Raw genomic sequence first — 19,369 nt, 5'->3', positions numbered from 1 at the left:
TGCAGCAAGTCAGCATAGCGGTACCGATCTTTGCCGGCCTTGTCGGGCGTCAGCGCGCAGCCGGTGGCCCTGCGTCGCGCTCTTCCCCGGCATCGACCACCGGGCGGTAATCCCAGTCGCGCACCCCTTGGACCAGTTGCTCGACCTCTTCGGCGGGCACCTGGAGCATCTGCAGCGCCGCGGCGCCCAGGCGCAGACTGGCCTCGATCGCCTCGGGATGCGCATGCGCTGCGCCCGCCGCGATCAGCGCGGCGCTGTCGTCGAGATTGCGCGCCCGGGCAATCACCGGCACCTGCGGGCAGGCCCTGCGCAGCAGCGTGACGGCCTTCAGCGCCGTTCCCGCGTCGTCGACCGCCAGCAGCACCAGCGCCGCCCGCTCGACGTGGATTGCCGCCAGCAGCTCGGGGTCGGCGATGTCGCCGTAGGACACCGCGTGCCCGTCGGCGCGGCCCTGCGCGACCCGCTTCGGGTCGGTGTCGAGCGCGACGAAGGGCACGCCGCGCGCCTGCAGCAGCACGGCAATGGTGTGGCCGACCCGCCCGTAGCCGCCAATCACCACCTGCCCGGGCCTGCCTGCGGCGGCCTGCAGCGCGTCCCCGCCTGGCAGCTCTGGGTGCGGCCCGGCCGTTGCGGCCAGCCGTGCGGCGATGGCGCCGTTGAAGCGGATCAGCAGCGCACCGGCCACCATCGACAACAGCACCGCGCTGATGGCGATCTGCCCCAGGCGCGCATCGACGACCTGCGCATCGAGCGCGATGGCCACCAGCGCGAGGCCGAACTCGCCGCCAACGGCCAGCAGCAGCGCGGTGCGCCAGGCCTGCTGAAGCGGCAGCCCGGCGCGGCGCACCATGGTCGCAACGATCAGCAGCTTGCTCGCCAGGATCACCGCCGCCCCCAGCAACGCCCAGTGCAGCACGGGCCAGGCCGCCGACGGGTCGAAACGCATGCCGATGCCGACGAAGAACAGGCCCAGCAGCACGTCGCGGAAGGGCCGCATCGAGGCCTCGACCTGATGCCGGAACTCGGTCTCGCCGAGGATCATGCCCGCCAGGAAGCCGCCGAAGGCCAGCGACAGCCCGAATCCCTGCGTGGCCCAGGCCGCCAGCAACGCGATCAGCAGCACGGTCAGCGTGAACATCTCCGCCGAGCGGCCCTCGGCCACATGGTGGATCAGGCGGCGCAGCAGCAGCCGGCCGGCGATGAAGACCAGGGCAAAGGCCAGCAGCGCCTTGGCCAGCGCCCAGGCCAGTTCAGCGGCCAGCACGTCGGCCGCCGTCGCAGCGCCCAGCACCGGGATGACGACGAGGAAGGGCACGGCGGTGACGTCCTGGAACACCGACATCGCCAGGCCCAGGCGGCCGCGCGGCGCGTTGTCCTCACCGCGCTCCTTCAACAGGCTGGCGATGATGGTCGTCGACGATTGCGCGAACACCGCCCCGAGCACAAAGGCCGCGGCCGCGGGCACGCCGGCGAGCCAGCCCGCCAGCCCCACTGCCGCGGTGGTGAAGGCGACTTGGCCCGTGCCCAGGCCCAGCACCTGGTGGCGCAGCGCCTGCAGCTGCGGCAGCGAGAAGTTCAGGCCGATCGTGAACAGCAGGAACACGACGCCGAATTCGGCCAGCGCCGCGAACTCGGGCACGTTCACCGTCGGCCCGGCGGTGTGCGGCCCGAGAATCACGCCGACCAGCAGGTAGCCCAGAGCGGTGGGCACCTGCAGCCGCTGGCAGGCGAGCACCACCGCCACCGCCACGGCCAGCAACAGCAGGATCTGCGTCAGGTGCGCCATGACGGCCCGACTTCGCGCGGCGAAGGCTCGACAGCGCTACGCGTGCCGCAGGTCGGCGGTCAGCGTGCGGATCGCCGGCTCGTCCAGCGTCTCCTGCGCCAGCAGGGCCTGCGCGCCGCGCTCGAGCACCTCGCGGTTGGTGGCGAGGATGGCCGTGGCGCGGTCGAAGGCGCCCATCACGATGCCGCGGATCGCCTCGTCGATGCGCTGGCGCGTCTGCTCCGACAGCGCCGGCCCGCCCTGCCCGAACGCGGCCGGCAGGTCCAGCATCGTCGAACGCTGCGCCTCCAGCGCGACGTAGCCCAGACCCTCGTCCATGCCGTAGCGGCTGACCATGTCGCGCGCGATGTCGGTGGCCTTGGCCAGGTCGTCGGAGGCACCGGTGGACAGCTCGCCGAACACCAGCAGCTCGGCCGCGCGTCCGCCCAGCAGCACGGCGATCTTGCGTTCGAGTTCCTTGCGCGTCATCAGGTAGCGGTCTTCGGTCGGGCGCTGGATGGTGTAGCCGAGCGCGCCGATGCCGCGCGGGATGATCGACACCTTGTGCACCGCGTCGCTGCCCGGCAGCGCCAGCGCCACCAGCGCGTGGCCCATCTCGTGGTAGGCCACCGTCTTGCGCTCCTCGGGGTTGAGCACGCGGTTGCGCCTCTCCAGGCCGGCCACGATGCGTTCGACGGCGATGGTGAAGTCCGCCAGCGTCACCTGCTCGGCCTTGCGCCGCGTGGCGGCGAGCGTCGCCTCGTTGACCAGGTTGGCCAGGTCGGCGCCGGTGAAGCCGGGCGTCAGCGCGGCCACCTCGTCCAGGTGCAGCGCCGGGTCCAGCTTCACCTTGCGCACGTGCACGCGCAGGATGTCCAGGCGGCCCTTCTTGTCGGGCCGGTCGACCAGCACCTGGCGGTCGAAGCGCCCGGCGCGCAGCAGCGCGGGGTCGAGGATCTCGGGCCGGTTCGTCGCCGCGAGGATGATGAGTCCGACCGAGGCGTCGAAGCCGTCCATCTCGACCAGCAGCTGGTTGAGCGTCTGCTCCTTCTCGTCGTGGCCGCCCATGCCCGGGAAGGCGCCGCGCGCGCGGCCGAGCGCGTCGAGTTCGTCGATGAAGATGATGGCCGGCGCCTTGGCGCGCGCCTGCTCGAACAGGTCGCGCACGCGCGCTGCGCCGACGCCGACGAACATCTCGACGAACTCGCTGCCCGAGATCGAGAAGAAGGGCACCTTGGCCTCGCCGGCCACCGCCTTGGCCAGCAGCGTCTTGCCGGTGCCCGGCGGGCCGACCAGCAGCACGCCCTTGGGAATGTGCGCGCCCAGCCGCCCGTACTCCTGCGGGTGGCGCAGGAAGTCGACCACTTCCTCGAGCTCCTGGCGCGCCTCGTCGACGCCGGCCACGTCGGCGAAGGTCACGCCGGTGTCGGTCTGGATGTAGACCTTGGCCTTGCTCTTGCCGATCGACATGAAGCCGCCCATGCCCTGCTTGTCGGCGAAGCGGCGCATCAGGAAGATCCAGAGACCGAAGAACACGAGCGCGGGCACCACCCACGACATCAGGTCGCGCAGCAGCGTGCTCTGCACGACGCGCGTGTACGGCACCTCCCAGCGCTCCAGCCGCTCGGCCAGCGCCGGCTCGACGCGGTTGGCCACCAGGGTCGGGCAGACCCGCACGCGGATGAATTTCGCATTGATGCCGTCGTCACGGCGGCGAACCTGTATGGCGAAGCCAAGACATCTATCGTGGTGCCGAAGAACCTCAAAGACAGCTCGGTCGCGGACTTGATCGACATGAGAACGATGCGCTTCAAACAACCGCCTGACGTGGACGGCCATCTTGAGAAGGCAATAATTGCAAGTGACTTCTCGGCCTTTGAATTCGATGGAGCCGAGGACGATTGACCGAAGGTGCTCACGAAGATGACATAACGTGCCAAGCCGTCATGGAATGGCTCCGATGCAGGTGAGCGTTCCCAGCGCGAGGCGCCCCCTGCACGAGTCAGAGAAACCAGGGAGATTGGATGAGGATTGCACGCCTTGTGAAGGCCCACAGCTATCGCATCTTTCGGGACTTCAGCTGGCCCGCGACGGGCCTTCATGACTTCAGCCGCTACAACGTCATCTACGGATGGAACGGCGCGGGCAAGACTTCCCTGTCCACCATCTTCCGGCACCTCCAGCGCAAGCAGCCGCTCTCCGATGGCCAGGTTCAGGTGCTCGTCGACCAAGCGGTCGTCAACGGTGCTGACTTCGGCTCCGCGCCACTACCCGCCTTGCGCGTCTTCAATCGGGATACCGTCGACCGCAGCATCTTCGAGTCGGGTGGCCAGCAGCTCCCGCCCGTGTTCTTCCTTGGGGAGGACAGCGTCGACAAGCAAAAGCAGATCGAACAGCTCGCGATTCACCTGAACAAGGCGCTAGCGCAGGCGGTAAAGCATCGTGAGGATGAGGCCACCGCCAGCACGGCTTACGAGTCGTTCTGCTCCGAAGAAGCCAAGGGCATCAAGAACCTGCTGACGGTCGCCGGCGGTGGCCCGTACAACAACTACAACGCCGCCAACTTCAAGGCGGACATTGCGAACCTCGTTCAGGCCACCCTCGCGCCAACCAAGCTGTCAGAGGCGGACCGCAAGAAGTATCTCGCCGCGAGGAACAGCTCGATCATGGACCCCGTCGATGAGCCATCGGTGGGTTTTCCCGATCTTGTCGATCTGACCAACAAGACGCGAGCGGCCCTCGAGCGCTCCGTCGTGTCCAAAGTAGTGGAACGGCTGACAACCAACCCAGCACTTGCCACCTGGGTGGGCTCCGGCCTGGCGCTGCATAGCGGGGACAACGCGACCGACACCTGCGAATTCTGCGGAGGCCCCTTGAAGCCCGAGCGCGTCCAGCAGTTGGAAGACCACTTCAACGACGAGTTCAAGCGATTCCAGTCAGTGCTTGACCAGTTGATCGACGAGGTCCAGAAGGCCCAAGCGTTTCAGAAATCGCTGGAGATCCCGCCCAAGGAGGCCTTGTACGGCAACCTGCGCACCGCCTACGAGGAGGCGCTCAAGTCCCTCAACGGCCATGCGAGCATGATGTCATCGGCGCTGGATGTCCTGCTGCGGGCCCTGCACGCCAAGCGGGATGAGCCGTTCAAGAGCATGGAGCTTATGCAGTTCATCAGCAGCCACAAACCCGATGAGGTACCGGCGAGCAGGTGGGAAACGCTCTTCCGCGGGCTGTACGCCGGAATGGCGGTCGTCGGTACAGCGCTCGGGCAGACCGCGTTTGCGAGACTCAGCGAGCTGATAACCGAGCACAACCGGCAAACCTCGAACTTCGAGGCCATTGTCACCAACGCAAGGAAGGCGCTGGCCCGCGATGAGCTGCTCCGCGCCCTGCCCGATTGGAAGACGAAGTCCGCCGCGCTCTCCAACGCCACAGCCGATCTGAAGACGGCGACGGACACCGCCAACGACCTCAAAAGGCGGATCGCCGAGCTTGAGCAACAGGTGCGCCAACACCGGCGCCCCGCCGAGGAGCTGAACAAGGAACTGGCCTCGTATCTCGGGCGCGACGAACTGCGTTTCGATGTCGAGCAGAACGGCTACAAGATCATGCGCGGCGACCAGCCCGCCCTGTACCTGAGCGATGGTGAGCGCACGTCCATCGCATTCCTGTACTTCTTGAAGTCACTGAAGGCCACCGATTTCGATCTGGAGAGGGGCATCGTCGTCATTGATGACCCGGTTTCCAGTCTCGACGCGAACTCTCTTTTCAGCGCGTTCGGCTACATGAAGGCCAGAACGGCGGCGGCGGGCCAGCTGTTTGTGCTGACCCACAACTTCACGTTCTTCCGTCAGGTCCGGCTCTGGTTCGACAAACTGCCGCAGCAGAACAAGAAGGATGCCGCGCTCCACCCCGCGCGGTTCTACATGCTGTCCACGGAGATCAAGGGCGGCGTGCGCGGCGCGAGGCTCTCCGAGCTGGATCCGCTGCTCAAGGGCTACGAGTCGGAGTACCACTACCTGTTCAAGCGCCTCCAGGAAGAGTCCAAGAAGGCAGACGCACCGACGCTGGAGGCGTACTACGCGCTGCCAAACATGGCCCGGCGCCTGCTTGAAGCGTTTCTCGCTTTCCGGGTTCCTCACCTGACCGGTGACCTCTACAAGCAGCTCGATGCCATCGACCACGACAGCGCCGCCAAGACGCGCATCCTGCGGTTCTTGAACGCCTTCTCGCACCTGGACCAGATTGCGGACCCCGAACACAACCCGTCAATGCTGGCCGAAACGCCGTCGGTGCTGCGGGATCTGTTTGCCCTGATCGAGCAGAGCGATCCGACTGTTGATTCATCAGCACAACTGAGCCAGTGATCACGTCGAATATTGAGCCACTGGTTTGATGGACTTTCTGGCTATTCGGTTGTGGATAAGTCTATAGGGTCTGCTGTTTTTCGATCTCCTTTCTGAGTTTTGGTGCGTTGCTTGGGTGGTGCCGCGCCAGCGGCACTGGAGTGCTTGAATCGCCAGCTCTCATTGCCCGTCTCCACGATGTGGCAGTGGTGCGTGAGACGGTCGAGCAAAGCGGTGGTCATCTTGGCGTCGCCAAAGACGCTGCTCCATTCCGAGAAGGTGAGGTTGGTGGTGATCACCACGCTTGTTCGCTCGTACAGCTTGGAGAGCAGGTGGAACAGCATGGCACCACCCGACTGCGTGAACGGCAAGTAGCCCAGTTCATCCAGGATCACCAGATCGACGTACATCAGACGGTGCGCCAGTTGACCGGTCTTGTTCTGCGCCTTCTCCAACTCCAGGGCATTGACCAGCTCCACGGTGGAGAAGAAGCGCACCCGCTTGCCATGCATGCGGATGGCCTCGATCCCTAGGCTCGTGGCCAGATGCGTCTTTCCTGTGCCGGGGCCACCGACCAGCACCACGTTGTGCGCCGACTCCAGGAAACGAAGTGTGTGCAGTTGCCGCACTAGCGCTTCATCGAGTTGCGCGTGGGCAAAGTCAAAGCCGGCAAGATCGCGGTGGGAGGGGAATCGCGCCACGCGCATCTGGTAGGCCATGGAGCGCACCTCGCGCTGCGCGGTCTCGGCCTTGATGAGCTGGTGCAACACAGCTTCATGATCGAGCGACTTCATGCGGGCGGTGCCCAGCACCTCAGGCCAGGCACTGGCCATGCCGTGCAGGCCCAACGCCTTGAGGGCATCAATGACGTCATGCATGGCCGGACTCCGATGTTGCCTCGGGGTGGGCGTGGCGTAGTGCGTCGTAGCGCTGCAGGTTGGCCAGTGGCGGGGTGTTGAGCGTGAGCAGGGTGGCCACCGGCGACTCAGGGGTGCGCTGCTCCTTCAGGCGTGAGAGCACGTTGAGCACGTGCTCGGCACTCACCCGGCCGGACTGTAGCGCCAGCTCCACGGCCACCAGCACGGCCTCCAGCCCGTGCAGGCTCACCCCCATGAGCACCTGCGCCATCACCCTGTCGCCCCCGTTGTGGCGCAGCAGCTGGCGCTGCAGCTCCTGCAGCGGCTCGGGCATGGTCTTGAAGGGCGCGCCGTTGCGCAGCGCGCCTGGCTTGCGTTCGATGAGCGCGATGTAGTGCATCCAGTCGTAGAGCGTTTGATCGCGCTCGAAACTGCGCGCCAGGTGCACCTGGCGCCCGTCAGGCCCGACTATCAGCAGGCTATCCGGGTAGGCCCTCAGGCTGACCACCGCGTGAATCCATTCACACGGCACGCTGTAGCGGTTGCGCTGGAAGTGGATCAGCGACGTGGCTGATACCCGCACCGGCTGCTCCACATAGCCATCAAAGGCACGCGGGTTGGGCATGAGGCGAGCACGTTCGTCCTGCCAGACGTCGGCCAGCGTGAGCTGCGCCCATTCGGGGTGGGTCATCTCACTCCAGGCCTTCACACACGCCTGTTCCAGCCAGTTGTTGAGCTCGCTCAGCGTCCCCCAACGCCGCTCACTGGCTTCGCGCCAGATGTCCTTGCGTCGATCCTGCACGTTCTTCTCCACAACCCCCTTCTCCCAGCCGGCGGCGCGGTTGCAGAACTCCGGCTCGAACAGGTAGTGCCCGGTCATGGCCTCGAAACGCGCATTGACGCTGCGCTGCTTGCCCTGGCCGACCTTGTCCACAGCGGTCTTCATGTTGTCGTAAATGCCCCGCCGGGGCACGCCACCGAAGAGAGCAAAGGCGCGGGCATGCGCATCGAACAGCATCTCGTGCGCTTGGCTGTAGTACGCCACCAGGCAGAAGGCGCGGCTGGCAGCCAGCTTGGTGTGTGCCACCTCCAGGCGCCGGCGCAGCCCGCCAATGAAGAGGTACTCGCAGCTCCAGTCGAACTGGAACGCCTCTCCCAGCTCGAAACTCAGCGGCACAAACCCCGCGCCGCGTGCCGCGTTGCCTTGCTCTTGCTGCCAGCGCTTGGCAAAGGTGTACACCGGCCCTCGGCTGCCGCCATACCCCTGCGCGCGCAGCGCTTCAAACATCGCCTTGATCCCGCGCCGCTCGCGTTTGCTGCGGTGGCTATCGGCCTTGAGCCACTGGCTCAACTGCTCCCTGTAAGGGTCCAGAATGCTCGCCCCCGCCACCCGCTGCGGGTACCGGGGCTCGGCCATCTGACCCTCTTTGAGCCACTTGGTGGCTGTGTTGCGCGAGATGCCCAGCCGCCGGCTGGCCTCGCGCACTGACACGTCCTGCCTCAGCACGAGGCGGCGCAACTTGCTCAATGTGCTCACGTTGATCACTCCTGCTCCCCCGTGCTGAAAAATTCAGCAGGATAGAGCCGCAACGTGGCTCAAATTTCAACGTGAATGCGTCCCAAATTGGCCCAGTTTTGGAAATGAATCAACACGCTAGTGAGGCATGAGCCTGAACTGTGTCTCGATGTAGCCGTGATTAGGGTTGGTTTCTTCGAGGTAAGGTGACCAACCACAGCATGCGTGCCACCGGCATCACGGCCTACCTGAAGAACGGCGGCTCCTTAGAGATTGCGCAGCAGCTCGCTGGCCACGCCAGCCCGGTCACGACGAAGGTCTACGACCGACGCACCGATGAAGTCAGCGCTGCCGAGGTTGAACGCATCCGGTTCGAATGAGGAAGACGCTCACGGATCATGGCGCGCAGGCGCTCCGTAAGCGCGCGGCCATCCCATCTTGACCGCATGGCGCGGTCGTGTTTTTGAGATTGCTTTGTCAGGCTGGCTGCCAGCGATGTGGCAGCAGCTCGCCGATCTGGCTGGCGCGCTGCATAGGCAGGCGTGCCATCACATCGCGCAGGTAGGCATACGGGTCGTGGCCATTCATTCGCGCTGACTGGATCAGGCTCATGACGGCTGCCGCCCGCTGGCCAGCGCGCAGGCTGCCAGCGAAGAGCCAGTTGTTACGGCCAATGGCAATGGGCCGGATCTGGTTCTCGATCCAGTTGTTGTCCACGGGCAGTTGCCCGTCATCCGCGAACCGGGTCAGTGCCTCCCAGCGCCGCAAACTGTAGTCCAGCGCCTTGGCGCTAGCTGTTCCCTCAGGCACCTTCTGACGTTGCAGCAGCATCCACTGGTGCAAGGCATCGAGCAGCGGCTTCGTTTGTAGTTGCCGGATGGCTTGGCGCTGCTCGGCACTGAGCGCCTTGACCTCGCGCTCGATCTCGTAGACCCGCGCGAACTGCTGCAGCGCGAACTCGGCGATCTGGCTTTGATTGGCCGCGTGCAGATCGAAGAACTTGCGCCGCGCGTGCGCCAGGCAGCCGACCTCGGTCACCCCACTGGCGATCAAGGCCTTGTAGCCGCTGAAGTCGTCACAGGTGAGGCTGCCTCTCCAGTCACCCAGGAAGCGCCGGGCGTGTTCGCCCGAGCGTGATTCGCAGAAGTCGTAGACGACCACCTTGGTGTTCTCGAAGGCACCCGTGGCATAGGCCCAGAGGTAGGCCCGGTGCGTCTTTCCGTTGCCCGGCTTGAGCATGGACACCGGCGTCTCATCGGCATGCAGCACGCGGTGCTGCAGCAGCTCGTTTCTCATGGCATCCACCAGTGGCTGCAACTGCACGCCACAGGCGCCCACCCACTGAGCGAGCGTGGAACGCGGGATCGCGAGACCAGCTCGACCAAAGATCGCTTCCTGGCGGTACAGCGGAAGGTGATCCGCGTACTTGGCCACCAGCACCTGCGCCAGCAGCCCGGTGGTGGGGATGCCCTTGTCGATGATGTGCGGATCGACGGGGACTTGGGTGAGCGTCTCGCACTTCGCACAAGCCCACTTGCCACGGATGTGGCGCTCGACGCTGAAGACGCCAGGCACATAGTCCAGCTTCTCGGCCACGTCCTCGCCCACGCGCTTCATCTGGCAACCGCAGGCACAGGTGGTCGAGTCGGGCTCGTGGCGGATCTCGCGCCGCGGCAGGTTGGCTGGCAGCGGCGCGCGCTTGGGAACCTTCTTCTCTTCAACCTTGGCGGGTGCCTGCGCTTCCTGCAGCGCATCGATCTCCGTGGCCACGGCCGCCAGATCGGCCTCGATCTCGTCTTCGAGCAGGCTCTTCTGCTCGGGGTTGAAGCGTTCGGACTGGGCGGCGAATTTCATGCGCTTCAAGAGCGCGTTCTCGTGCGTGAGTTTGTCCAGCAACGCGCTCTGGTGGCGCAGCTGCGTCATGAGGCGCGTGGTCAGCTCACGCAGCTCTTCTGCGCTCAGGCTCTGCAGGGATTGAGGCTCGACCACCATGGGCATCCACTGTGCCAGCACTGGAATGTGCGCACCATTGGCGCATGCCCCAATTGGCAAGCGCCGGTCAGCGCTTCAGAGTCAGACCACGGTGATGACACCGCCGTCAGCCAGGCGCTGCCAGGGCAGGCCCAGCACCAGCGCATCGAACTGGGCGCGGCTAAGCGAGGCGGTGCTGGCCGCATCACGCGGCCAGACGAACTTGCCGCTGTTCAGGCGACGCGCTGCCAGCCACACACCGATGCCGTCGTGCACCAGCACCTTCATGCGGTTGGCGCGCCGATTGGCGAACAGGTAGGCGTGGTGCGGGCGCGCTGCGCCGAAGACCGACACCACGCGGGCCAGCGCCGTCTCGGTGCCTGCTCGCATGTCCAGCGGCTCGGTGGCAAGCCACAGCGCATCAACCCGGATCACTTGATCAGCTCTCGCATCCACACGGCGCACTGATCGGCCGCATCCAAGGGCCAGGTCACCGAGACGCTGGTGGCGCCACGGCGCAGCTCGACGCGGATGTCTGGTGCAAGTGCAGGCCTTGGTGAACATGCCGCTGGCGGCAGCGGCACTGGAACGAATGCGGGAGCCTGGAGTGCAGGCAGCGCGCCACCCGCTTCGCGGCGCCACTTGTGCACGACATTGGCGTTGATGCCGTGCGACAGGGCAATGCTGGCCACCGAAGCGCCTGGCTTGGCGCACTCGGCAAGGATCTGCTGCTTGAGCTCGGCGTCGTACCGCCGGCGAGTCTTCTTCTTGGCTTCATTCATGGTGTCCACCTATTTCGCTTGGTGGACACCATCGTTGCCGCTTAGACCGATCCCTTCAAGGGTGGGATGGCCGCGCGCTTACGGCGCTCCTGGTCGGCAGGCACGAAGCCGGTGACCGGGTTGGTCTGGAGCAAGTTGGGAAGATCCTCATCGAACCACTTGGCCATGTCATCGATCACAATCCACGGGTGATCCAACGAGCGATTTTCGTGAAGCCAGATCTGGCACTCGGCATGCCTGGTGTGCGTCGATCGCTCGAAGGGCAGCATGGGAAACTGGCGGTCGCCGCTGTAGATCGGCGTGATGCCGATGACGCGCTCTGCGATGTCAATCGAGAACAGGTAACGCAGCTCATCGAGCGGATACGACTCGCGCCAGGAAGTGCTCAGCACCACCTCGACCTCAGGGTGCTCTCTAAGCACCGCCTCGATCAACGGTGCCGCTTCGAACATCCGCTCCGGCGCCTTGATCGCGCTGTATGGATGCGTGACGCCGTCGAAGTCGAGGAAGAGGGTGATTGCACCTGGCGCGGGTTGTGTCATGTCGGTTAGATTGTCTCTGGCTTCCCTGAGGACAACACGATGGTGGTGACGATTTTTCTAGACTTCGATGGCGTGCTTCACCCAACCTGGGCGAAGTCTGATCGCCTGTTCGAAAAGGCCGGCCTGCTAGATCAGGTCATCGTGAGCTGCCCTCGCATCGAGTTCGTTGTTTCCAGCTCCTGGGCAGCCTACAAGGATCATGAGCAGATCCTTCGCAACTTCCAGGCTTACCCCGCACTACAGCGCCTGGTGGTGGGCCAAACCCAACAGGTCAAGCGCCCGGCGATGGACTTTGGTGGCCTGCCAGAACGCGAAACGCAGTGCCGCAACTGGCTGCACGAGAATGGGCGCCACCAGGAGCGCTGGCTGGCCATCGAGGACGAGGCCGCCTGCTTCAAGACTACCGACAACGTCATCAAGACCGATGGGAATGTAGGCTTGACCTCTGTCAACATCGAGGCTTTGAAGACAAAGATTCTTGCCCTTTCAGAGCTGACGCGGTGACGCGAAAAGTCATCGAAACAATTCTTTAGATCTCATGGCTTTTGCTCGGATAGCGGACGTTTCAGCCACCTCAAGTGCCTTCTTTTGGCCCATCTGGGCAGGACTCGAAACAATTCTTTCGTTTCCGGACCGCGCGCTACACGCAGCAAAACCTAGAAATGGTTGAGCTGGGCTGCTGCCGGTTTCAAAGACACCTTGTTAAGGTGGATGAAACCGGAGGTGGTTCATGGAGAGAAGAAGGACATTCAGCCGAGAGTTCAAGCTCGAGGCGGTCAGGCTGGTCACTGAGCGTGGGGTGGCTGTGGCCCAGGCGGCCAAGGACCTGGACGTTCACGAGAACGTGCTGCGCAAGTGGGTGCGTGAGCTGCGAGAGGAGCCCCAGGAGGCGTTCCCTGGCAACGGCAAGCAAAAGGCCCAGGACATCGAGATAGCGCGGCTGCGCAAGGAGGTTGCCAAGCTCAAGATGGAGCGCGACATCCTGAAAAAAGCCGCGGCCTACTTCGCGAAGGAGTCGATGTGAAGTTCGGCTTCGTGGCGAAACACCGGGGGGCCTGGCCGGTCAATCTGATGTGCGAGGCGCTCGGTGTCTCGCGAGGCGGCTTCTACGCGTGGCTCACGCGGCCCAGGAGCCAACGCAGCCTCAGCGATGAAGTGCTGGGCGCTCAGGTCCACCAGAGCTTCGTGCGCAGCGACCGCACCTACGGCGCACGCCGTGTGTGGCACGACGTGCTGGAGCAAGGTCAGGCTTGTGGTCTGCACCGCATTGAGCGGCTCATGCGAGAGCAGGCACTGCGTGCTCGACCCCGTCGTCGTGGACTGCCCAAGGACCGGGGCGCGCGCAGCGCGGTGGCTGACAACGTGCTGGACCGCCAGTTCCAGGCCGATGGCCCGAACCAGAAGTGGGTGGCCGACTTCACCTACATCTGGACAGCAGAAGGTTGGCTGTACGTGGCTGCGGTGCTGGACCTGTACTCCCGTCGCATCGTGGGCTGGTCGATGCAGGAGAGCATGACCTCCCAGCTCGTGGTGGACGCGCTGATGATGGCCGTGTGGCGCCGGGGCAGACCCGTGGCCTTGCTGCACCACTCCGACCAGGGTAGCCAGGGCGGATTCAACCGGTCGATGCAACACCGGGTTGATCAGCCGATTTTAGGTAGTCATTCAGCGCTTCAGCCGGCGTCTTCCAGCCCAACGTTTTGCGAGGTCTGTTGTTCAAGGTCAGTGCCACGGCTTGAATGTCTTGCTCACTCCACCGAGACAGGTCGGTGCCCTTGGGGAAGTACTGGCGCAGCAACCCGTTTGTGTTCTCGTTCGTACCGCGCTGCCATGGACTGCGAGGATCGGCGAAGAAGACTTTCACCCCCGATTCGATAGTGAACCGTGCATGGTCGGACAGCTCCTTGCCACGATCCCAAGTCAATGACTGCCATAGCTGGGTAGGCAGCTTCGTCACTGTTCTCTTGAGCGCGTTGGCCATGGTCACGGCTCCGTAACCCGCCAGCGCAGGACCATTCTTTGTTCGAGGAGTCAGTCCATAGCCTTCCTCGCGCGGCAGGTGCACGAGCATGGTGAAACGGCTTGACCGTTCCACCAGCGTGCCAATGGCCGACCTGTCCAGGCCGATGATCAGGTCCCCCTCCCAGTGACCAGGGATAGCACGATCTTCTATCTCAGCAGGGCGGCTGGAGATCATCACATCTTCACTGACATGTGCCCACGCTTTGGCCTGGGACCTGGCCCGTGGCGTGCGCAAGGCACGCCCTGTGCGCAGGTAGGTGACCAGCTCGCGCTTGAGGGCGCCTCGACCCTGGATATAGAGCGCCTGGTAGATGGCTTCGTGTGAGATGCGCATGGACGGATCATCCGGGAAGTCGACCTGCAGTCGGTTTGCGATCTGTTCTGGCGACCATCCATTGACCCACTTGCGGTCACCACGATGGGGCTTGTTACGCCCGATAAATGGAGCTTGCCGAGGCCCCGCAATCTCGCGCCCTTGAGCATCACGGATCTTGCCCTCCAAGCGGTCTTGGACATATTGGAGCAGACGCTGGTCCTTCACGAGCTTGGCCGGCTTGGGCCTTCTGGCGACCAACTCGGACTTCCACTGTGCGACCGACGCCCGATATTCGAGCTTCCCACTGCGCGTGGCAGCATTGCGGGCCAATTCTCGTGAGACTGTCGAGGGACTTCTCCCTATGACGCGAGCAATCTCCCTTACCCCAACGTCTTGGGCTCGCAGAAGAGCGATCTCTTCTCGCTCGGCGAATGAAAGATACCGTCCAGATATGGGGTTTGAAAGAAACAATGGCATGCCGCCACGATGACGGAACCAGCGGCCACCAGCCGGCTGGGAGACACCTACGGCCTCCGCGGCCTTCTCGCTCGTGATCCCGGTCGCGATTTGCTTCCAGAATTGCCGCTCGATCTCACGTCGAAGCGAAGGCGCACCCGGACAGCGCATTGCGTCTCTCCCTGTCAATTGCTTCATCCATCCTGCGGGTCGTCCCATAAACACCTCCTGGTTGAAGGTGTTGCGACGACCGGTTGAATCCGCCCAGTACACCAGCGAGCACTTCCAGAAGCTGCTGGACGAACAGGGCATCACCTGCAGCATGAGCAGGGCCGGCGAGGTCTGGGACAACTCAGCCATGGAGAGCTTCTTCAGCTCCCTCAAGACCGAGCGCACGGCCAGGAAGGTGTATCGAACGCGAGGGCAGGCCCGTTCAGACGTGTTCGATTACATCGAGTGCTTCTACAACCCGACGCGTCGGCATTCGACGCTCGGCTATCTCAGTCCCGTACAGTTCGAGCGAGCTCAAGAAGCTTAGGTCGGTGTCAACGGAACCGGCAGCAGCCCAAGCAGCCAACCCTAGAGTTCAAAACCCATCCAAGAACAGGCCCTGGCCTGTTATGGATGGGCACACCATACGTACTACGCCGCCAGCCGGTGCTCGTAGAACGGCCGCACAGGGTCTTCCAGGATAGCCATCTGTTGATCAAGCCGTGAAGGATCTGGCTGGAGCCAGCGATCAACATTCTCCGGCTTAATCGACACGATGCACCGGTCATGGCCAGCTGCTGCAACCTCTGGCGGCGGTTCATCGGTGATCGCGGCGAACGACAGCAGGTCGGGTTGACCGGGCGCGGTCCACCTGGACCAAAGGCAGGCGACCAGCATCGGATTCGCTGGTTCCGGGTGGAACTCCAGCACGCGGTTGCCCTCTGGCGTGTCCACGTTTTCATAGAACACGTCCACCATCATCAGCCCGTGCGTGTGGCCGAACTGGCCGCGCCAGAAGCCTGTGAGGCTTGTCTTGCGCGCGTTGTAGGTCCCAGGGTACTTCTCGTCGTAGAAAGCCGGTTTGCCAGCGGGTCGGCACTGGTAGCGCATGAGCCTGGTCACCTTGCTGCCGTTCTCCATCACCATCACGGGCGCATAGTGGCCAGGGAAGATCCGCGAGTCGCGCGGCTGCAGCTCGAAGCGGTTGAGGTCCTTCAATCGGTTGTGCCCCCTGGCGATCTTGTCGGTGGCGATACGTTTGCTCTCGGTCGCCGCTTTCGTCAGCTTGGTGGCCAGCTTGCGCTCGGCGTCGGCCAGACGGGCCTTCTGCTTGAACAGCTCCTCCTCGATCGCAGCGGCCTGGGCGGCCCTATGCTGGTCGATCAGGTCCTTGATGCGCTGCTCATCAGGGCTGCTGGGGTGATCGAAAGATGCCTCCACGGCCTTTGGAATGATGATCTTCGGGTCGGCCAGGCGCGACCAGAAAAGCTCAGCGAAGGTTCCAACGTCGATCTTCGAGCCATAGAGGCGCACGTACTTTTTGTAGTCCGCCCAGATTTGAGCGGAGTAGCACATTGGCATGCCCCTGAAAAAGCCTAACCTTACCCCCGGTGGAGCCGCGTGCGGCGGTGCGGCTCGCTACCGGATTCTTGGTCCTGAAGGGTAACGTGGCTGCGACTTGAGCCAGCCACTGCCAACAGGGCTGAAATCGATCTCCCATTCCTGGCAAACCCAGGCTCCGTTTTCGTTGGTCGAGCCGGCATACACGGCGATCGAAGTCCCCTTGGGCACCTTCTTCACCTTGGCCTCAAACAGGCCATGCTCCCCGGGCAAGCTGTTGCCGGAAGGCTCGAACTCGAGGACCTTGGCGCCTTTGACCTGGCGCGTGTACATCTGGCCGAGCATGGGCTCCCGGGATTCCACGGGGAGCAGATGACCAGCTTTGCGCAGCTTCGTCACGGTCACACGCATGGCATCAGAGCAGGGGAAGTAGATTTGATCAAAACTGTATAAATATACAGTTCCTACGATGCACCCCTTTTGCCCGCCGACGTGCGGCTTAAAGCTCGATGACCAGGCCCGGGTCGAATGCGCCGTTTTCCATCGACCCGTCCTTGCGTCGGTATCCGCGAGGGTTTGAGATCACCTCGGTTCCGTTGACGGTGTAGCGGCTGCTGCTGTGCATATGGCCGTGGATCCAGAACTTGCTTTTGCCCAGCAACCTGGAGATATCCGAAGCAAACGAGCTGGACAACAGGTCGCTGGAAAACCGAGCCTCGACAGACAACCTGTGGGGTGCATGGTGCGTCACAACGATGGTGCGCGCAGGGTCGACAGACGCCAGCTCGGCGCCCAGCCAGACAGCGTTCAGCTCGAATTCCCTCTTCGCATCTGAAGGCGTGAATTTGCGCGTTTGAGCGGCCTGATCCGGCGGCCCGCCGCGGAAGGTCTTGATGCAGCTGAAATCTTCCACGTACAGCGAAGCGGTGCTCATCGACTCTGCGCTCCTGGCGCGTCCAAAGAGTTCGAAGTCGGTCCAGAGCGTAGTGCCCAGGAACCGCACACCATCAATGTTGACGGCGCTGCGCTCCAGGAAATTCACGCCAAGGCCTTTAGCGGCTTCTCGCAGCTGCAGGCCCAGCGCTTCCAGCTGGTGATCGTAGAACTCATGATTGCCCGCCACGTACACGATCTCCTGGCTGGAGAAGGTCTCGCGCGCCCAGCGCAGCCCGCGCAGGCCTGGCGCAATGTCTCCGGCCAGAACCACCACATCCACGCCCGCATCAACGCTGGGAGCGAACTTGGCGGATTCGAGGTGAAGGTCTGAGAGAACGAGGATTTTCATGGTGTATGGCACCTCGAATGCTGCATCACAATGAGGTTGGATTTCTCCCTGGAAGCGCTGGCCATGCTGATTTTTCTGGACACCGAGTTCACTGACTTCATCGACATTGAGCTGATCTCAATCGGGATGGTCAGCGAGGACGGGCGCACGTTTTATGCCGAGCGAAACGACTACCAGCGTGAGGCGGAGAGCAACTTTGTGCTCGAGGCCGTGAAGCCTCACCTTAGCCAGCAGCCAGAGGCCATCTGCACGCGAGAGGAGTTGACGCAGCGCCTCTATGAGTGGTTCAAGTCCTTCCCCGGAAAGGTGCAAATCGCATGCGACTCGACCCATGATCGAGATCTCCTTTGGGATGCCCTGGAAGACGGTCTTCCGTCGAACCTGGACCCCAAGGTGCTCAAGCTGGCATGGCGATCTGAAGAACCTGCCTTCAACGAAGCAATCGAGCAATACCACGCTCAACCCGGCCAGCCGCGCCATCACGCGCTACATGACGCGCATGCATTGCGCGCCGGGTGGATGGCCCACTCCAGGGTGTCAATGGAGATCCCCGTGGACGACGTTGGGAAATTCATTCTCGACCTCGCAAATCAACATGAAGTACGAGCCACCAGGACGAAGCTCGATGAATTCGCTGAAGCGGTCACCAGGCTGTCCGGTGATGAAGTCGTTCTCGACCACGTGGGGCAAACACTCGTGGCGTTGAAAGAGAGAGATCTCGTGACGGGGGATCAAATGATCCGTCTTATGTTCAATTACCTGCGAGAGAGAAAGCGCCTGCGGTCCCCAGCTGGACCATGAATTATTTAGGTCATTTGCCCCATTTGACACAAATGTCACACGACCTTTGGGGGGCGAGGTTTGCGAGGAGCCTTCGCCGGCGCAGCTCCCTGCCCTGCTGCGACCTTCTTCCCAGCGGGCTTGACTTGCGCCGCGGCCTTGGCCGCGGCTTCCAAACCCTCGATGCGCCCGCGCAGCGTGGCGGTCTCATCATGAGCTGAGCGCGCATCGGCCACTGCAACGGTCTCACGCTGCTTGAGATCGGCCACACCTGGTGCTCCAGCGCCGCACGCGCCCCCAGCTGGCTTTCTGCTGCCTTGCGAACCTCGGCCAGTTCACGGCGAAGCTCGTTCACCTCGACCTGGTGGTCTGCCTTGTGTTCGTGGAGGGCTGCTGCGTGCTGCTTGTCGGCTGCGGTTTGTGTCGCCACCAGCTGCGCCACGCGTTCGGTCAGCTGAGCGTTCTCCAGACCCTTGGCAGCCAGCTCCTGGCGCAGCCCTTCGATCATGGCCACGTGCTCATCGAGAGCGGCCTGCATCGAATCGACCTTGGCTTCCATGTCTTCGACGGCCTGACCGGCATCGGCCAGCTCACGATCAGCGGTCTCGCGCTGCTCTGCGGCCATTTTCATGACCCCATCCACCTTGACGCCGGCGTCCTCCACTGCCCGGGCGTGGATCTCGGTGGCGATCACGGCGAGGCGGTCGATCAGAAGCTTTGAGGCGGCGTCTACGGCCTGGGTGATGGTTTGTGGCAGCACCTGCACCGGCACCGCCGGCGGTTTGGTTGTGGTGGCCACGTGCTCATCCCACACCTGCTTCATGCGCGCTGGATTGCCCCCGCCCACAAGAAGGTTCTCCACGCCCACTTCCCCGAGCTGTACGAGGCTTACGAAGCCGCGCACGCAGCTACCCAGGCCGAGATGAACAAGGCCTCAGTCCTGAATCGGCCGGAGGTTTTGGATGCGATCGCGCTTGGGCGCGCCGCCTGGATCAAGCTGCACGCGGCCTGGTACTTCCACGCCAACAGCGAGGCGTTCGATGGGCGTGCGCCCGACGCGGACAAGGCGCTGGCCATGGCCCTGCCGCTCTAAGCCTGGCGATCAGATCGATATGGTGGTGGCCGTCCCATAAACGGTCACCTTTGATGGCAGGGTGTGCACCAGGCACATAACGCCTGGTGC

At 63.5% G+C, this 19,369-nt stretch carries 19 protein-coding genes and 2 pseudogenes; 8 read left to right on the top strand and 13 right to left on the bottom strand.

The features are described from left to right. Positions 1-49 precede the first annotated feature (49 nt). Both ABSY19_RS28830 and ftsH read right to left on the bottom strand, forming a co-directional pair. Positions 50-1,786, bottom strand: a complete 1,737-nt coding sequence (locus ABSY19_RS28830; RefSeq protein ID WP_382164101.1) for a cation:proton antiporter — start codon at positions 1,784-1,786, stop codon at positions 50-52. Positions 1,787-1,822: 36 nt separating this feature from the next. After that, complete coding sequence (gene ftsH / locus ABSY19_RS28825; protein WP_382164099.1) at positions 1,823-3,442, bottom strand: ATP-dependent zinc metalloprotease FtsH; 1,620 nt, start codon at positions 3,440-3,442, stop codon at positions 1,823-1,825. A 69-nt stretch (positions 3,443-3,511) separates the two neighbouring features. Here ftsH and ABSY19_RS28820 point away from each other — a divergent pair, with 69 nt between their 5' ends. After that, positions 3,512-3,670 (top strand): hypothetical protein, encoded by a 159-nt coding sequence (locus tag ABSY19_RS28820; protein WP_382164097.1) that lies wholly within the window; start codon positions 3,512-3,514, stop codon positions 3,668-3,670. A gap of 119 nt (positions 3,671-3,789) precedes the next feature. Then, a complete protein-coding gene (locus tag ABSY19_RS28815; RefSeq protein ID WP_382164095.1) occupies positions 3,790-6,129 on the top strand; it encodes an AAA family ATPase in 2,340 nt (779 codons plus the stop codon). Between the two features lie 41 nt (positions 6,130-6,170). Here ABSY19_RS28815 and istB read toward each other — a convergent pair whose 3' ends face one another. Both istB and istA read right to left on the bottom strand, forming a co-directional pair. Continuing rightward, positions 6,171-6,986, bottom strand: a complete 816-nt coding sequence (istB, locus tag ABSY19_RS28810; RefSeq protein ID WP_382160147.1) for an IS21-like element helper ATPase IstB — start codon at positions 6,984-6,986, stop codon at positions 6,171-6,173. After that, positions 6,979-8,502, bottom strand: coding sequence for an IS21 family transposase (istA, locus tag ABSY19_RS28805; RefSeq protein WP_382160144.1), 1,524 nt, complete (start codon positions 8,500-8,502; stop codon positions 6,979-6,981). The genes istB and istA overlap by 8 nt, the downstream gene beginning before the upstream one ends. Positions 8,503-8,687: 185 nt before the next feature. Between istA and ABSY19_RS28800 the strand changes: the two genes are divergently transcribed. After that, complete coding sequence (locus ABSY19_RS28800; protein ID WP_382164093.1) at positions 8,688-8,861, top strand: hypothetical protein; 174 nt, start codon at positions 8,688-8,690, stop codon at positions 8,859-8,861. Positions 8,862-8,958: 97 nt separating this feature from the next. Here the strand turns inward: ABSY19_RS28800 and ABSY19_RS28795 are convergent, their stop codons facing one another. The 4 genes from ABSY19_RS28795 to ABSY19_RS28780 all read right to left on the bottom strand — a co-directional run bounded on the left by ABSY19_RS28795 (position 8,959) and on the right by ABSY19_RS28780 (position 11,776). Further along, positions 8,959-10,473 carry an IS66 family transposase gene (locus ABSY19_RS28795; RefSeq protein ID WP_382163701.1) on the bottom strand — a complete coding sequence of 505 codons (1,515 nt, stop codon included), beginning with the start codon at positions 10,471-10,473 and terminating at the stop codon, positions 8,959-8,961. A gap of 81 nt (positions 10,474-10,554) precedes the next feature. After that, positions 10,555-10,887, bottom strand: a complete 333-nt coding sequence (gene tnpB, locus ABSY19_RS28790) for an IS66 family insertion sequence element accessory protein TnpB (RefSeq protein ID WP_382155582.1) — start codon at positions 10,885-10,887, stop codon at positions 10,555-10,557. Next, positions 10,884-11,234 (bottom strand): transposase, encoded by a 351-nt coding sequence (locus ABSY19_RS28785; RefSeq protein WP_382155579.1) that lies wholly within the window; start codon positions 11,232-11,234, stop codon positions 10,884-10,886. The genes tnpB and ABSY19_RS28785 overlap by 4 nt, the downstream gene beginning before the upstream one ends. A gap of 41 nt (positions 11,235-11,275) precedes the next feature. Next, positions 11,276-11,776 carry an HAD domain-containing protein gene (locus ABSY19_RS28780; protein WP_382164091.1) on the bottom strand — a complete coding sequence of 167 codons (501 nt, stop codon included), beginning with the start codon at positions 11,774-11,776 and terminating at the stop codon, positions 11,276-11,278. Positions 11,777-11,815: 39 nt separating this feature from the next. Between ABSY19_RS28780 and ABSY19_RS28775 the strand changes: the two genes are divergently transcribed. Together ABSY19_RS28775 and ABSY19_RS28770 are read left to right on the top strand one after the other, a co-directional pair. After that, complete coding sequence (locus ABSY19_RS28775) at positions 11,816-12,280, top strand: HAD domain-containing protein (protein WP_382164089.1); 465 nt, start codon at positions 11,816-11,818, stop codon at positions 12,278-12,280. A gap of 226 nt (positions 12,281-12,506) precedes the next feature. Continuing rightward, a pseudogene (locus ABSY19_RS28770) lies at positions 12,507-13,384 on the top strand (IS3 family transposase); the annotation flags it as partial. A 7-nt stretch (positions 13,385-13,391) separates the two neighbouring features. Here the strand turns inward: ABSY19_RS28770 and ABSY19_RS28765 are convergent. After that, a complete protein-coding gene (locus ABSY19_RS28765; protein WP_382155535.1) occupies positions 13,392-14,768 on the bottom strand; it encodes an IS30 family transposase in 1,377 nt (458 codons plus the stop codon). A gap of 64 nt (positions 14,769-14,832) precedes the next feature. Here ABSY19_RS28765 and ABSY19_RS28760 point away from each other — a divergent pair. Next, positions 14,833-15,108, top strand: a pseudogene (locus ABSY19_RS28760) (IS3 family transposase); the annotation flags it as partial. A 104-nt stretch (positions 15,109-15,212) separates the two neighbouring features. Here ABSY19_RS28760 and ABSY19_RS28755 read toward each other — a convergent pair. From ABSY19_RS28755 to ABSY19_RS28745, 3 genes are all read right to left on the bottom strand, one after another. Continuing rightward, on the bottom strand, positions 15,213-16,136 hold the full coding sequence (locus ABSY19_RS28755; RefSeq protein ID WP_382164087.1) for an SOS response-associated peptidase family protein: 924 nt from the start codon (positions 16,134-16,136) through the stop codon (positions 15,213-15,215). Between the two features lie 63 nt (positions 16,137-16,199). Beyond that, positions 16,200-16,520 (bottom strand): hypothetical protein, encoded by a 321-nt coding sequence (locus ABSY19_RS28750; RefSeq protein WP_382164086.1) that lies wholly within the window; start codon positions 16,518-16,520, stop codon positions 16,200-16,202. Between the two features lie 100 nt (positions 16,521-16,620). After that, a complete protein-coding gene (locus ABSY19_RS28745; protein ID WP_382164084.1) occupies positions 16,621-17,406 on the bottom strand; it encodes a metallophosphoesterase in 786 nt (261 codons plus the stop codon). Between the two features lie 63 nt (positions 17,407-17,469). Between ABSY19_RS28745 and ABSY19_RS28740 the strand changes: the two genes are divergently transcribed. Continuing rightward, positions 17,470-18,207 carry a hypothetical protein gene (locus ABSY19_RS28740; RefSeq protein ID WP_382164082.1) on the top strand — a complete coding sequence of 246 codons (738 nt, stop codon included), beginning with the start codon at positions 17,470-17,472 and terminating at the stop codon, positions 18,205-18,207. A gap of 10 nt (positions 18,208-18,217) precedes the next feature. Here ABSY19_RS28740 and ABSY19_RS28735 read toward each other — a convergent pair whose 3' ends face one another. Then, positions 18,218-18,985, bottom strand: coding sequence for a hypothetical protein (locus ABSY19_RS28735; RefSeq protein WP_382164080.1), 768 nt, complete (start codon positions 18,983-18,985; stop codon positions 18,218-18,220). Between ABSY19_RS28735 and ABSY19_RS28730 the strand changes: the two genes are divergently transcribed. After that, complete coding sequence (locus ABSY19_RS28730) at positions 18,986-19,279, top strand: hypothetical protein (RefSeq protein WP_382164078.1); 294 nt, start codon at positions 18,986-18,988, stop codon at positions 19,277-19,279. The last annotated feature ends 90 nt before the right edge of the window (positions 19,280-19,369 follow it).

Origin of the sequence: Hydrogenophaga sp. ANAO-22, assembly GCF_042466645.1 — a bacterium.
GTDB lineage: Bacteria > Pseudomonadota > Gammaproteobacteria > Burkholderiales > Burkholderiaceae_C > Hydrogenophaga.
The sequence above is the reverse complement of the archived record's forward strand: the minus strand, read 5'-3'. Positions and strand labels throughout refer to the sequence as shown.

What these genes read in the sequence shown, in the direction of transcription:
- ABSY19_RS28830 (WP_382164101.1), bottom strand. Translation starts at nt 1,786, where the DNA reads ATGGCGCACCTGACGCAGATCCTGCTGTTGCTGGCCGTGGCGGTGGCG.
- ABSY19_RS28815 (WP_382164095.1), top strand. Translation starts at nt 3,790, where the DNA reads ATGAGGATTGCACGCCTTGTGAAGGCCCACAGCTATCGCATCTTTCGG.
- istB (WP_382160147.1), bottom strand. Translation starts at nt 6,986, where the DNA reads ATGCATGACGTCATTGATGCCCTCAAGGCGTTGGGCCTGCACGGCATG.
- ABSY19_RS28795 (WP_382163701.1), bottom strand. Translation starts at nt 10,473, where the DNA reads ATGGTGGTCGAGCCTCAATCCCTGCAGAGCCTGAGCGCAGAAGAGCTG.
- ABSY19_RS28785 (WP_382155579.1), bottom strand. Translation starts at nt 11,234, where the DNA reads ATGAATGAAGCCAAGAAGAAGACTCGCCGGCGGTACGACGCCGAGCTC.
- ABSY19_RS28780 (WP_382164091.1), bottom strand. Translation starts at nt 11,776, where the DNA reads ATGACACAACCCGCGCCAGGTGCAATCACCCTCTTCCTCGACTTCGAC.
- ABSY19_RS28775 (WP_382164089.1), top strand. Translation starts at nt 11,816, where the DNA reads ATGGTGGTGACGATTTTTCTAGACTTCGATGGCGTGCTTCACCCAACC.
- ABSY19_RS28765 (WP_382155535.1), bottom strand. Translation starts at nt 14,768, where the DNA reads ATGAAGCAATTGACAGGGAGAGACGCAATGCGCTGTCCGGGTGCGCCT.
- ABSY19_RS28755 (WP_382164087.1), bottom strand. Translation starts at nt 16,136, where the DNA reads ATGTGCTACTCCGCTCAAATCTGGGCGGACTACAAAAAGTACGTGCGC.
- ABSY19_RS28745 (WP_382164084.1), bottom strand. Translation starts at nt 17,406, where the DNA reads ATGAAAATCCTCGTTCTCTCAGACCTTCACCTCGAATCCGCCAAGTTC.
- ABSY19_RS28740 (WP_382164082.1), top strand. Translation starts at nt 17,470, where the DNA reads ATGCTGATTTTTCTGGACACCGAGTTCACTGACTTCATCGACATTGAG.